Source organism: Paludibacter sp. (genome assembly GCF_009712605.1).
Taxonomy (GTDB): domain Bacteria; phylum Bacteroidota; class Bacteroidia; order Bacteroidales; family Paludibacteraceae; genus Microbacter.
Window position 1 is genome coordinate 489,090 of sequence record NZ_WASO01000001.1, and the last position, 12,781, is coordinate 501,870.

At 42.6% G+C, this 12,781-nt stretch carries 10 protein-coding genes; 5 read left to right on the plus strand and 5 right to left on the minus strand.

Going from position 1 to position 12,781, the window contains the following annotated elements; genetic code table 11:
- Positions 1–76: 76 nt before the first annotated feature.
- Positions 77–847, minus strand: a complete 771-nt coding sequence (locus F8N35_RS01785; RefSeq protein WP_293049634.1) for an ATP-binding cassette domain-containing protein — start codon at positions 845–847, stop codon at positions 77–79.
- Positions 844–2,226: an FAD-dependent oxidoreductase gene (locus tag F8N35_RS01790; protein WP_293049635.1), complete on the minus strand. Its 1,383-nt coding sequence runs from the start codon at positions 2,224–2,226 to the stop codon at positions 844–846. The genes F8N35_RS01785 and F8N35_RS01790 overlap by 4 nt, the downstream gene beginning before the upstream one ends.
- 438 nt (positions 2,227–2,664) lie before the next feature.
- Here F8N35_RS01790 and F8N35_RS01795 point away from each other — a divergent pair, with 438 nt between their 5' ends.
- Both F8N35_RS01795 and tyrS read left to right on the plus strand, forming a co-directional pair.
- A complete protein-coding gene (locus F8N35_RS01795) occupies positions 2,665–3,093 on the plus strand; it encodes a hypothetical protein (protein ID WP_293049636.1) in 429 nt (142 codons plus the stop codon).
- A gap of 216 nt (positions 3,094–3,309) precedes the next feature.
- Positions 3,310–4,602 carry a tyrosine--tRNA ligase gene (gene tyrS, locus F8N35_RS01800; RefSeq protein WP_293049637.1) on the plus strand — a complete coding sequence of 431 codons (1,293 nt, stop codon included), beginning with the start codon at positions 3,310–3,312 and terminating at the stop codon, positions 4,600–4,602.
- 56 nt (positions 4,603–4,658) lie between these two features.
- Here tyrS and F8N35_RS01805 read toward each other — a convergent pair whose 3' ends face one another.
- From F8N35_RS01805 to F8N35_RS01815, 3 genes are all read right to left on the minus strand, one after another.
- Positions 4,659–5,429, minus strand: coding sequence for a sulfite exporter TauE/SafE family protein (locus tag F8N35_RS01805; protein WP_293049638.1), 771 nt, complete (start codon positions 5,427–5,429; stop codon positions 4,659–4,661).
- Positions 5,430–5,440: 11 nt separating this feature from the next.
- Positions 5,441–6,082, minus strand: a complete 642-nt coding sequence (gene queC / locus F8N35_RS01810) for a 7-cyano-7-deazaguanine synthase QueC (protein WP_293049639.1) — start codon at positions 6,080–6,082, stop codon at positions 5,441–5,443.
- Positions 6,083–6,252: 170 nt separating this feature from the next.
- The gene (locus F8N35_RS01815; RefSeq protein WP_293049640.1) at positions 6,253–7,263 is read right to left on the minus strand and encodes an aspartate-semialdehyde dehydrogenase; all 1,011 of its coding nucleotides are present in this window, start codon (positions 7,261–7,263) and stop codon (positions 6,253–6,255) included.
- A 122-nt stretch (positions 7,264–7,385) separates the two neighbouring features.
- Here F8N35_RS01815 and F8N35_RS01820 point away from each other — a divergent pair, with 122 nt between their 5' ends.
- Genes F8N35_RS01820 through F8N35_RS01830 form a run of 3 tightly spaced genes read left to right on the plus strand, consistent with a single transcriptional unit; the run spans position 7,386 to position 12,160 of the window.
- Positions 7,386–9,962, plus strand: a complete 2,577-nt coding sequence (locus F8N35_RS01820; protein WP_293049641.1) for a lamin tail domain-containing protein — start codon at positions 7,386–7,388, stop codon at positions 9,960–9,962.
- 23 nt (positions 9,963–9,985) lie between these two features.
- Entirely contained in the window at positions 9,986–11,557 is a 1,572-nt protein-coding gene (locus F8N35_RS01825) for a S41 family peptidase (RefSeq protein WP_293049642.1), read from the plus strand.
- 54 nt (positions 11,558–11,611) lie between these two features.
- Positions 11,612–12,160 carry a 3'-5' exonuclease gene (locus tag F8N35_RS01830; protein ID WP_293049643.1) on the plus strand — a complete coding sequence of 183 codons (549 nt, stop codon included), beginning with the start codon at positions 11,612–11,614 and terminating at the stop codon, positions 12,158–12,160.
- The last annotated feature ends 621 nt before the right edge of the window (positions 12,161–12,781 follow it).

Sequence of the window (12,781 nt, forward strand, 5' to 3'; positions counted from 1 at the left end):
ATGTAATTCGATTGCAAATATACAACCTCAAACGGATTTTGGCAAGGGCTTGGGTTGTTAAAATTAAATAATAACTCTACTCATTTAATAGTGAGTGGGATAGCTTTACTTTTTTGTAGAGATCGGATGCAAATACAAAATCTTCCAGTGCTTTATTGCCGGTATCGAAGATTTCGCTTCGGTGTCCTTGCCACGATTTTTCTCCCTTTTCGATAAAAATGATGTTGTCTCCGATTTCCATGACAGAGTTCATGTCGTGAGAATTTATAACAGTCGTGATCTTAAATTCTTCGGTGATCTCGTGGATCAGCTGGTCGATGATTAGAGAAGTTTGCGGATCAAGGCCGGAATTGGGCTCATCGCAAAACAGGTATAGCGGGTTCATAGAAATTGCACGGGCAATAGCTACGCGTTTTTGCATACCGCCGCTGATTTCGGAAGGATATAGATCAAAAGCTTTAGGATCAATATTGACTCTGTGCAAACAAAAACTGGCACGCTCTATTTGCTCGGCTTTGCTCATCGAAGAAAACATCTCCAGCGGGTAGAGAACGTTTTTGAGCACTGTAGAAGAATCGAAAAGTGCAGATCCCTGGAAAAGCATTCCGACTTTTTGGCGTAAAATCTTGACTTCCTGAAAAGTCATCTTCGTCAGATTTTGCCCATTGAGCAATATCTTACCCGAGTCTACCGTGTGCAGGCCGATGATGCATTTCATAAGCACGGTTTTCCCGGAGCCGCTCTTCCCTATGATCATGTTGGTTTGACCGGGTTGGAATGTGGCAGAAACGTCTTTTAGAACGGGATTGTTGTCGAATGACTTATTTACGTGAATTACTTCTATCATGATTTACGTGGTTCAAAGGGTATTTTGGCGTATATTAAGGCTCCTTTCATCACTTCTCCAATGGTAGGGTATGGGAATACGATTTTTCTCCATTCGGAAATAGTCATCTGTGATTCTACTGCCATTACAGCAGCAACGATGGCTTCGCTGCAATTGTTCCCTATAATATGTACGCCTAAAATGGTTTCGTCTTCTCCTACTATGATTTTACAGAGCCCTTCAAAGTTATTGTCCTGAATTACATACCGGCTTGACTGAGTGAGTGGTAACCGGATGATTTTATGGGGTCGCCATGCGAGGTTCAATGTTTCTTCCGTGATTCCGACGTGCGCAATTTCAGGACTGGAGAATACACATGTAGGCACGGCTTTGAAATTCATATGATCTTCAATGCCTAATATAGTGTTGATTGCAACAGCAGCTTCGCAGTATGCGGCATGAGCGGATTTTGAGAAACCGGTGACATCTCCAGCAGCAAAGACATTGGGTTCCGATGTCTGCATTTGATTGTTGATGCGGATACCTTTTCTGTAACATTCAACATCAAGATTTTCGAGTCCAAATCCTTCAAGATTAGGGCGTCGGCCAATGTCACAAATAATTCGGTCTCCTTCGGCGGTCATTTCCACGCCTTTGACGCTAAAGAAAACTTTGTTTCCTTCAATTTTTGATATTCTGGTATTTAGATGCGTAATAATGCCTCTTTTGGCATATTCTTCTCTCAAAACAGAGCATATTTCATTATCGGTGTCTAATAATATTTCGTCATTCTCTTCCAAGATGATAATCTCAGCTCCGAGAGAATTGTAAATATGAGCCAACTCAATGCTGACTTGTCCACCACCAATCATAACCAGCTTTTTTTGTGGTTCCGTGCTGTTAAGCATTGTGTCGTATGTGCATACCAGCGGATTTTCGATTCCCGGTATTTCGGGCATGTCCGGGCGAGAGCCGGTGCAAATTAATAAATTTTTGGAGCGGTATTCTTGGTGATCGCAGGAAATTGTGATGCTGCCATCGGCAGAACGTCCTTTTATATAGGCTTTTCCTTGTACAAGCGTTGCTATGTCGTTGTTGAACTTGTCACTGATAATATTTTGCATGTTCCTTACAACTTTTTCTTTTTGCTGCAGGGCAAGTTCCATGCTAAACGAGGCATTCTTGTCGGTGACAATGCCGTATTTTTCTGCATCTTTGACAATGTTGTAAGCCTGTATGCTGTGAAGAAGAGTTTTTGCAGGTATGCATCCTTCGTTTATGCAAACTCCCCCCAATATATCTTTCTCAAAAAGGATAACTTTAAGCCCTTGGTTTCCGGCGCATTCTGCAGCGAAAAAACCGGCGGGTCCGCCTCCGATAATAGCTAAATCAAACATCATCTCAATGGGTTTTGGTATAAGATAGAGAGCAACAAGTCTGTTTCTTGTTGCGGATAAATGCGTTGATGCCTAACAAAAATACGGAAAATAGTTGTTTCGACAAAATATTTAAAGGAGATGTTTGTGTATTTTTTTGCATAAATTAATCATTATAAAAAAATGCAAATTTAATTCGTAATTTTTAGAAGAGCGGTACTTTTAAAAATACATATATTATATTAAATGAGCTTGTTGTGGTTGTTTTATTGGGATAAATAATTATTATTAAGTAAATGTGTGTAAAGTGAGATATTGTCAAAAATGTTTTTTAGCTTTGGAGAGGATAAAAAATGCAGGCGTAGTAAAATTTAATTTTTTTCTTATATTTGTATAGCCTTAAAATGTAAGAATGTTTTTTGAAAAGTATGAATCATTATCAATCTCTAAATTATATTTGATATGAAAGTAAATTACAGCAAAAAGGGTTCAAAATGGCAAGTTGTTTTTACGGTCGAGAATGTAGATTCTTCTGGAATGACTATTGCCGGTAATTTTAATGATTGGGATAGTAAGGATGCGAAAAGTGCCTTTCTCAATGGTGGTAAAGAAGTTAAGGTGTCACTCCCGGCAGACTCGACTTTTCTCTCGTTCAAAGTGTATGACAACACCAACGACTGCTGGTGTGAAGTGTATGATAATGGTGAATTATATGCGGGGTTGGAGCCATATTTTGTGAGGAACGAAATGGGGACGATAAATATTGTTGTTCCTTTGTTTGAAGAAGTTAAGCCGAAAGCTACGCGCAAAGCTCCTGTAAAGAAGGTTGCTGAACCCAAAGAGACAAAGGCTCCTGCAAAAAAAACAGCAAAGAAGAGTGCTGCAAAATAATACTTGACAGGTATAAAATATTAACGAAGAGGGCGGATCATTAAGATGATTCGCCCTCTTGTATTTGGTAAAGACTCTTGCAATTACGGCTGAAAAAAGCGACCTTTGCAGTCCGAAAATTAATAACTTAAGAGGTTTGATGGTTTGCGTGGCCAAAGAGAAAATAGTTTGGCGGAAAGACGTCTGAACCTGCACTTAAAATAATTAGATCTGAACATGAATTTTATAGAAGAACTGACGTGGCGAGGCATGATTCATGATGTGATGCCGGGCGCAAAAGAACAACTTGAAAAAGAGATGACTGCCGGTTATCTGGGTATTGATCCGACAGCAGACTCATTGCATATTGGTCACCTTGTGGGGGTTATGATTTTGCGTCATTTCCAACGTTGCGGTCACAAACCGATTGCGTTGGTAGGTGGTGCGACGGGAATGATCGGTGATCCTTCAGGGAAATCGCAGGAACGTAATTTGCTGACAGAAGAAACGCTGCGTCATAACCAGGATTGCATCAAGGCGCAGTTGTCCCGTTTTCTTGATTTTGAATCGGATGCTCCTAATGCTGCCGAAATGGTGAATAATTACGACTGGATGAAAAACTTTTCATTCCTTGAATTTATTCGCGATATTGGTAAGCATATTACGGTTAACTATATGATGGCGAAGGATTCGGTGAAAAAGCGTCTGAACGGAGAAACTTCGGATGGAATGTCGTTTACGGAATTTACCTATCAGTTGGTTCAGGGATATGACTTCCTTTATCTCTATCAGCATCACAATTGCAGAATTCAGATGGGTGGTTCCGATCAGTGGGGAAATATCACTACCGGGACAGAATTGATCCGCCGTAAAACCGGTGGGGAAGCTTTTGCGCTCACTTGTCCGTTGATTACAAAGGCTGATGGTGGTAAATTTGGTAAAACGGAATCTGGTAATGTTTGGCTGGATCGTCGATATACGTCGCCTTACAAATTCTATCAGTTCTGGTTGAATGTGAGCGATACTGATGCAGAAAAATATATTAAGATTTTTACTTTCCTTGAAAAAGAAGAAATTGACGCTTTAATTGAAGAACAACGTCAGGCTCCGCATCTTCGTCCTTTGCAGAAAGCTTTGGCGAAAGAGGTGACAACGATGGTTCACTCGGAAGCTGATTATCTGGCAGCTGTTGATGCATCTTCTATTCTGTTTGGCAATTCAACCTCCGATCAGTTAAAAAGTCTGGATGAAGAGACATTCTTAGCGGTGTTTGAAGGTGTTCCTCAGTTTGAGATTTCTCTGGCAGAATTGAACGACGGTATTAAAGCAATTGATCTGCTAACCGAAAAAAGTGCGGTGTTCCCATCGAAAGGTGAAATGCGCAAAATGACTCAGGGAGGCGGAGTTGCGATTAATAAAGAAAAACTGGCTCAGCCGGATGCTGTCGTGACTGTCGATCAGTTATTGAATGGGCGTTACCTGTTGGTACAAAAAGGAAAGAAGAACTACTTCCTGCTTACTGCAAAGTAATTCTTCTCCCGATATTTATCAAAGCCTTTGTTCTTTACGAAGAACAAAGGCTTTTTTTATGCATATTTGAAAGCCATGTAGAATGCCACCAGCAACAGAAAGGCAGCATATACTTTTTTGAACATCTTGCTTGGCATTTTTACGGCAAGTTTGGTGCCGACAAAGGCTCCGAAAACAATACCTCCGGCAATTAGTCCGGCACTGAGAAGGTTTAAGTGCCCGTTCTCGGCATATACCAACACGCTGGGTAGTCCAACCGGTAGTTGTAAGGCAGCCAGTGAAGTTGCGGCAGCCGCTTTGGCATCGTACTTGAAGAATTTTACCATGGCCGGAACGATGATAATGCCCCCGCCTTTGCCAAATAGGCCGGCAATGATTCCTGCGGCTATTCCGACGGCTATCAAGCCCCACAAATTGAGGTGTCTTGCAGGGTTGGATGGTGGTAGCGGGGTTTTGTCTTTCTTGAAATATGCCGGAATGTCGAGGTAGCTGAAGGCAATGTAAAACAGCAGCACTGCGTAACATTTTGCCAGAATTGATTCTTTGACAAGGACCGCGCATTCGGCTCCAAAGTATGAGCCGATGACCAGGCCGCCGGAAATCCATAAGGAATTACGTATATTTATATATCCGGCTTTATAATAGGTTATTACTCCTAAAATACCAACCGGTAGCAGCATGGCAGCCAAAGATGTGGCGTTGGCATCGAGGATGGGTAATCCGAAAATTGCTATTAGCGAAGGAACCATTACCATTCCTCCACCAATGCCGAATAATCCGGATAATATGCCGGCGGCTATGCCTAAAATGATGAATCCTATTTCCATTATTTTGTGGTTTATGCTTCGTATTCAGTAGGGTCAAAGCCTTCCAATGCTTCCTTGCGTTCGATGCAGGTGCCGCATTTGCCGCAGTGCATTTCTCCTCCTTTATAGCACGAATAGGTTTTGCTGTAGTCGATGCCTAACGTTTGTCCGATTAGTGCGATTTCTCTTTTGCTGATGTCGCAATACGGAGAGAGAATCTGAATGCCCACTTCCGTGCCGGCTTTGGCTGCTGCTGTGAAAGCATCGATAAATGAACGGCGGCAGTCGGGATAAATGGTGTGATCTCCAAAGTGGTTGCCGATAAGCACGGCATCAAGATCATTGCTTTCTGCTAACCCTACAGCAATGCTCAACATAATGCCATTGCGAAATGGAACGATTGTCTTTCTCATATTATCGGCTTCATAATGCCCCTCGGGAATGTCGCCGCCGCTCTGGAGAAGGTTGCTTCTGAAGTATTCATTCATAAAGCCGAGGTTGATTACAATATGGCGAATCCCCAGTTCCTCGCAGTTTTGCTGAGCATATGAAATTTCACGATCGTTGTGTTTCGATCCATAGTGAAACGATACTGCCAAACGAATGTCGTCTTTGTATTGGTGTAAGAGAGTGGAGCTGTCTAACCCTCCCGAATATACGATTAATGCGTTCATTGTAAATAAAATATTGAGGTAAAAGATGAAGGGTCGATGAGAGTAAGCCGGAACCGGCTTCGGTTGCAAAGATACGAATCAAATTTTAACCGGCATATATTTTGTATTTTAAAAACAAACAACGCCGTCTGTTCGCAGGCGGCGTTGTGAGTATAGATGTAAAGTTGATTTTATTTCAAATCGCCTTCTTTTATCAGATATTCTGCAATTTGTACAGCGTTAAGAGCCGCTCCTTTTTTGATTTGATCGCTGACGCACCAGAAAGTGAGTCCTTTTTCGTTGGAGAGGTCTTTTCGGATACGTCCCACATACACAGGGTCTTTGCCGGCAATGAACAGAGGCATCGGGTATTCTTTTTCTGCAGGATTGTCCTGGAGAATAACGCCATCGGCATTTGCCCATGCATTGCGGGCTTCTTCTACTGAAACCGGTTTTTCGGTTTCAACCCAAACAGCTTCTGAGTGGGCTCTTAAAGAAGGTACGCGAACACATGTGGCGCTTACTTCAGCGTCGGTATGCATGATCTTGCGGGTTTCGTTATACATTTTCATTTCCTCTTTTGTGTAGCCGTTATCGGTGAATACGTCTACCTGGGGAATCATGTTGAATGCCAACTGATGTACAAATTTCTTTACAGTCACAGGGTCACCGTTGAGAGCTTCTTTGTATTGTTGAAGAAGTTCATCCATGGCAGCAGCACCTGCACCGCTTGCAGCCTGATAAGTAGCCACGTGCACCCGTTTTATTTTGGAGATGTCGTTGAGGGGTTTCAACGCGACAACCATCTGGATGGTTGTACAGTTCGGATTGGCAATAATGCCTCTCGGACGGACTTTTGCATCGGCGGCGTTCACTTCGGGAACTACCAATGGCACATCGTTGTCCATACGGAAAGCACTTGAATTGTCAATCATCACAGCTCCGAATTTGGTGATGGTTTCGGCATAATCTTTTGAGATTCCTGCACCAGCAGATACGAAAGCAACATCTACACCCTTGAAGTCGTCATTGTGTTTAAGCTCTTTGACGACGATCTGTTTACCCTTAAAGGTGTAAGAGGTTCCCGCACTGCGCGATGAGCCGAACAGTAGTAGTTCGTCCATCGGAAAATCTCTCTCAGCAAGCACTTTCAGGAATTCTTGTCCTACGGCGCCGCTTGTGCCGACAATTGCTACTTTCATTTTTCTTCTAAAAATTGAAAATTAAAAAAATGTTTGTACTTTTATCTCGGTTTTGATTAGTTTTTCACACTATCCGAAATTCTGTGCAAAATTACGCTATTTTACTCAAATAACACTGTTTTATGCGAAAGATTATCACTTTTTCACTTCTCTGGCTTACGGTTTGTTCGTTCGGGCAATATAAAGATAATTTCTCGGACGGGGAGTTTGCTTCTAATCCTTCATGGATCGGCACTGCGGATAAATTCGTGGTGTCCCTTTCTCAACAACTTCAACTGAAGGCTCCAGCGGCGAGTTCATCGGCTTATTTGGCTACCTCGTCAGGTGCAATTTATAATGCTTCCTGGCAATTCTACATGAAAGCCGGATTGTTGCTGACAAGCGGTAATTATGCGAATTTTTATTTGGTTGCTAATAACAGCGATCTTTCCAAAGCTTTAAACGGTTATTATGTGATGGTTGGCAATACCAATAAAGAAGTGGCATTGTACCGGCAGTCGGGGACGACAAAAACGAAACTGGTTGCCGGGGTTAGTAAGCGGCTTCCGGCTTCCGGAAGTGTGACCGAAATTACGGTTCGGGTGACGCGTGATGCAGCCGGTAACTGGGCGCTCTATTCAAAATTGCCATCGGAAAGCGGATTTGTGCTTGAAGGAACAGCTCATGATGCCGTGTTTGATAAAAGTAGCTTCTCCGGAATCTATTGTAAATATTCTTCAAAGAATAGTCAGAAATTCGTTTTTGATGACTTTGTTGTGACGGGTTCCGCTGCGCTTGATACTGTGCCACCTTCTATTATGTCGTATAATCTTGCGGGAGATCGAAAATTGAAGATTGTGTTTTCAGAACCTGTCTCTTTGTTGGGTGCGACAGTAATGGTTCCTGCTGCCTTGGGAAGCTATACTCAAAGTTTGTCGGGTGATACGCTAACTTTTCTGTTCGATAAACCGGTTCCTCGTTACCAAACCTTCATAATAACCCTGGATAAAGTCGTGGATGTAGCCGGTAATTTTCTTCCTAAAAGCGAATTGTCATTTGCCCTTTTTCCGACCACATTTGGTGATATTGTTTTTAATGAGATTATGTGCGATCCTTCTCCAAAAGTCGGACTACCAGAAACGGAATATATCGAACTCTATAACAGAAAGAATTTCCCGATCGATCTTTCCGGCTGGAAACTCTTTTATGGAGATAAACCATACAAAATTTCTGGAGGTAAAATTCCGGCAAACGGTTATCTGCTTTTGTGTGCTCCCGGTTCTGTATCAACCCTGTCATCTTATGGCGCTACGGCAACAATGAGCAGTTTTCCATCGCTTTCATCAACGGGTCAATTGCTCTATCTAACCAATGAAAAGGATTCTCTGATCTCATTCGTAAATTATAGCAACAGCTGGTATAACAGTGACTTCAAAGCCTCCGGAGGCTGGTCTCTTGAGTGTGTGGATAGTGAAAATATGAGTGGTGCATCACTCAACTGGGTTGCTTCTTTGGATGTTTCAGGAGGTACTCCCGGACGAAAGAATTCTTCGGTTGCCATTGTAAAAGATAATCTTGATCCGCATGTGGCGGCGGTTTCTTACATTTTGCCCGATACATTGCTGGTTGTTTTTAATAAATCAATATTGTTGTCCGATTTGTCGGTTTTGTCTCATTATGTTTTTGAGGGTGGATTTGAGGTGAGATCTGCCAAGGTAGATTATCCTCAGGGGAAATGGGTGGAATTGGCGTTATCGTCGGTTGCAAAAACAGGCTCTTTATACCAGTTGCAGTTGAAGGGATTGAGAGATGTGAATCAAAATCTTTTGAGCGAAAAGGTGAAGTTTGGAGTGCCGGATAGCTGCGAATATAATGATTTGGTGATTAATGAAGTATTGTCTCATCCAAAAAACGGTGGTGCTACTTTTGTCGAGTTGTACAATCGTTCGCAAAAAGTCATTGAACTGAAGAATCTCTGGTTAAACCGGATTAAGTCAGGCGGTGGTTTGGATGTTGGTTCTCCTATTGCACCTCAGGGGCGGCAGATCTTGCCGGGAGATTATTTGATATTAACCGATTCACAAAAAGGAGTGAATGATTTTTATGATTGTAAAACAGAGAGCAAGTGGAACGAAATGAGTAATTTTGTGTCGTTGCCCAATGTGTCGGGCAATGTGATGCTGGTTAACCGAGCCGGAGCTGTGATCGACTCTGTGAGTTACGATGAAAAACGGCACGATGTGACGATTAAAGATCCTTCCGGGGTTTCGTTCGAGAGGGTAAATCCTGACTGGTCAAGTAATAATGCCGATAACTGGCACTCCTGCTCATCTGATGCCGGATATGCTACGCCTGGCTACGAGAACTCGCAGTTTAGGCAAATGTCAGACAGTGTAACTGCTGTGAAAAGTTTTTGGCTCGATAATGAGTCCTTTACGCCGGATAACGATGGAGTGGAGGATATACTTTTGCTGCGATATAAAATGCCTGATAACGGGTATTCTGCCACGGTGACGATTTACGATGCCATGGGGCGCAGGGTGAGACAGATTGCCAACAATGCATTGCTGGGAGGAGAAGGTGTTCTGGTTTGGAATGGATTGACGGATGCGGGTGGGCTTGCCAATCCCGGTGTTTATGTTGTATCTATAGATGCGGTTTTGCCTCTCAAAGGTAAACGGGAAAAGGCAAAGATTGCCTGTGTTGTTGCAGTGAAATAAATAAAATAATAGGATTTTAGGGGATGAGAATTGGGGTTGTTTTGCTTTCGTTTATTGTGGTGATGTATGGTTGTGTATCGGTCGAAACTTATAACAGGCAACTTTGTACTCCTAAAAGTGTAAGCGCATTGAGATCGGACGTCGATTTTGTGCACCACAAACTGGAAAAACTTCACCCGTCTTTATACAGATATATAAGTAAGCCGGAGCTGGATCGTAAATTCGATAGCCTGAAAACTGCCATCACTTCGCCGATGACCAGCAATGAATTCTTTTTTAGAATAAGCCCGGTCGTCGCATCGGTTCGTCAGGGGCACACACGCGTTTTTCCTCTTACACGGCGATTAACGAAAAATGAAATGATTAAAGCCCGAAAGTACGGCGCTTCTCCGGTAATGAAACTACACTTGGGATGGGTTGATCACCGGCTTTATCTATTGAAAACAACGGCTTCTGATTCAACTTTGAAGCCGGGAACGGAAATCTTATCGCTCGACAGTATTACTCCGCAGCAATTATTCGCTAAATATGCTCCTACATTCGCTTCCGATGGTTTTAATACGACTTTTCACGATCGTCTTTTTAATAAAAAATTCGCATCATACTTTTATTACGAAAAAGGGATGAGAGATAGTGTGTTGTGCAAGGTGAACGATGGTGGTGTTGTGCGATCTGTTTGGCTTAAATCTCCGGATCAGCGAAAGAAGAAACCGGAGAAGTCTTTGTTATCGTCTTCTGATGCAGTAAAGCAGAAAAAGCGAGTGTTTGAACATCAGAAAAAAGTGCAGGGTTATGACGCATTGACCGGAGAGTTCAGTAAGAACCTGCGTTTTATGGGGCAGGATAGCAGTGTCGCTGTGCTGACTGTTAAGGATTTTGTAAAGGGGAAATACAAGCGGTTTTATGCGGATAGTTTTCGGAAGATTGATTCGGTTCAGTCGCGGGTATTGGTGCTGGATTTGCGTGATAATACAGGTGGGGACCTTTCTGATATTCAATGTCTGTATTCATATCTGGCCGAAAAGAATTTTCGCTTTGTGAAACCTGCGCTTGTTACTTCTAAAACCAGTTTGTGGCACGACGACTATTTTAATGTCTCTTCACCATCGCAGTTTGCATTGCGTATTTTGGGAACTCCCGGCTGGTTGGTTTATAACTCTTTGACGACGCTCATTACACATAAAAAAGAGGATGGTCGCTACTATTTTTATTATCCTCCTATTTGGCAAAAACATCCAAAGGACAACCGTTTCAAGGGGAAAGTATTTGTGCTGATTAATGGTTGCAGTTTTTCGGCATCGTCTGTTATTTCTGCCAATCTGAAAGGTTCCGGTCGGGCTTTGTTTGTGGGCGAGGAAACAGGTGGAGCTTATAATAGCTGTGTCGCTGGTCAAATGCCATCGTTTACACTCCCCGGAAGCAAACTGAGGATGTCGTTTGGCTTGCTTGAGGTCGCGACACCTTATGCATCTACTCCTGATGGGAGGGGTATTATGCCGGATGTCCCGGTTGTTCCGTCACTCGATGACCGGTTAAAAGGAGTGGATCCGGAGTTACAATGGGTGGTTGATAATGTAGCCAAACAGGCCAAGTGACTGGGAAAATATGTCCAGGCAACAATAATATAAAACTGACAATTTCAATATACGATGACTTTTACTGCAATAGATTTTGAAACGGCACATGCACAATATCCTTGTGAGATAGGGTTGTGTCGGGTGGAGGACGGAGAGATTACGGAAACTTTTTCGAAGCTCATTAAGCCTGCATGTTTTCCCTATATGAATCCATGGTGTCAAAAAGTGCACGGAATCTCGGCTTCCGATTTGCAGTTTGAAGAAACATTCGAAGATTTGTGGGGCGAATTGCGGCCATGGTTGGAAGATACGGTTTTGGTGGCTCACAACGCGGCTTTTGATATGGGCGTGCTGCGAGCGTCCTTGCGTCATTATGATCTGGCGATTCCGCATAGTGATTACGTTTGCAGTGTCTCCTTGTCGAAGAAAACATGGAAAGGTCTTCCTTCGTACAAATTAAACAGCTTGTGCGATATGTTTGATATTCGGTTTCGTCACCACCGGGCAGGAGCCGATGCCGAAGCGTGTGCAAAGCTGGTGCTGAAAGCCGGGGAAGAGATGGATGCTCCTTCGTTGGAGGATTTGTTGACCCTGTCAGGCATGAAAGTAAAAGCGTTGTAGCTATGGTCAAAAGGAACTAAACTGGCTGTTTTGCTACGGTCGCCTGATGGTAATGGTGAATGATGTTTGGGAAGTGTCCTTAAAATTAAGAAGAGGGGTTGCTGTAGTTACAAAGCGACCTCACGTCGCTCTGTAACTTAAAAGTGAATAATTGAGAAAAAAAATGAGATGCTATGCATACTCATAAGCGTTTATATTTTATCAGGTAAGAATGTATGCCTAAGTGGATATCATTGAAATGATAACTTGCTCTGACTCATCAGTCAGAGATATTGACACAAAAGAAAAGATAACGGCAAGTTAACTTTTTGCCGTCGTTTGTCGAATGGTTAGTCGCATTATCCTTTCATCAGGATGCAAACAAAATGTCTCTTTTGGGGGACGAATAAGCGGGCTGAAAATGACTGGTTGGCTAAGCCTGTTGTTGCGTTGTGAATGTTCCGGTCCTTGCCTGAATGTTTGCACAACAAAGATAAAAAGAATAAACTGATAAAACGGGGTGTTTTGGTAAAAATTGATGTGTATTCAATTAAATTAACGCTTTGTATTTTAAATTGAAATATTTATCGGCTTTTTATTTTCAATTTAAAAGAAAAACCGCTCCTCGTGGGAAGAGCGGTT

What these genes read in the sequence shown, in the direction of transcription:
- F8N35_RS01785 (WP_293049634.1), bottom strand. Translation starts at nt 847, where the DNA reads ATGATAGAAGTAATTCACGTAAATAAGTCATTCGACAACAATCCCGTT.
- F8N35_RS01790 (WP_293049635.1), bottom strand. Translation starts at nt 2,226, where the DNA reads ATGATGTTTGATTTAGCTATTATCGGAGGCGGACCCGCCGGTTTTTTC.
- F8N35_RS01795 (WP_293049636.1), top strand. Translation starts at nt 2,665, where the DNA reads ATGAAAGTAAATTACAGCAAAAAGGGTTCAAAATGGCAAGTTGTTTTT.
- tyrS (WP_293049637.1), top strand. Translation starts at nt 3,310, where the DNA reads ATGAATTTTATAGAAGAACTGACGTGGCGAGGCATGATTCATGATGTG.
- F8N35_RS01805 (WP_293049638.1), bottom strand. Translation starts at nt 5,429, where the DNA reads ATGGAAATAGGATTCATCATTTTAGGCATAGCCGCCGGCATATTATCC.
- queC (WP_293049639.1), bottom strand. Translation starts at nt 6,082, where the DNA reads ATGAACGCATTAATCGTATATTCGGGAGGGTTAGACAGCTCCACTCTC.
- F8N35_RS01815 (WP_293049640.1), bottom strand. Translation starts at nt 7,263, where the DNA reads ATGAAAGTAGCAATTGTCGGCACAAGCGGCGCCGTAGGACAAGAATTC.
- F8N35_RS01820 (WP_293049641.1), top strand. Translation starts at nt 7,386, where the DNA reads ATGCGAAAGATTATCACTTTTTCACTTCTCTGGCTTACGGTTTGTTCG.
- F8N35_RS01825 (WP_293049642.1), top strand. Translation starts at nt 9,986, where the DNA reads ATGAGAATTGGGGTTGTTTTGCTTTCGTTTATTGTGGTGATGTATGGT.
- F8N35_RS01830 (WP_293049643.1), top strand. Translation starts at nt 11,612, where the DNA reads ATGACTTTTACTGCAATAGATTTTGAAACGGCACATGCACAATATCCT.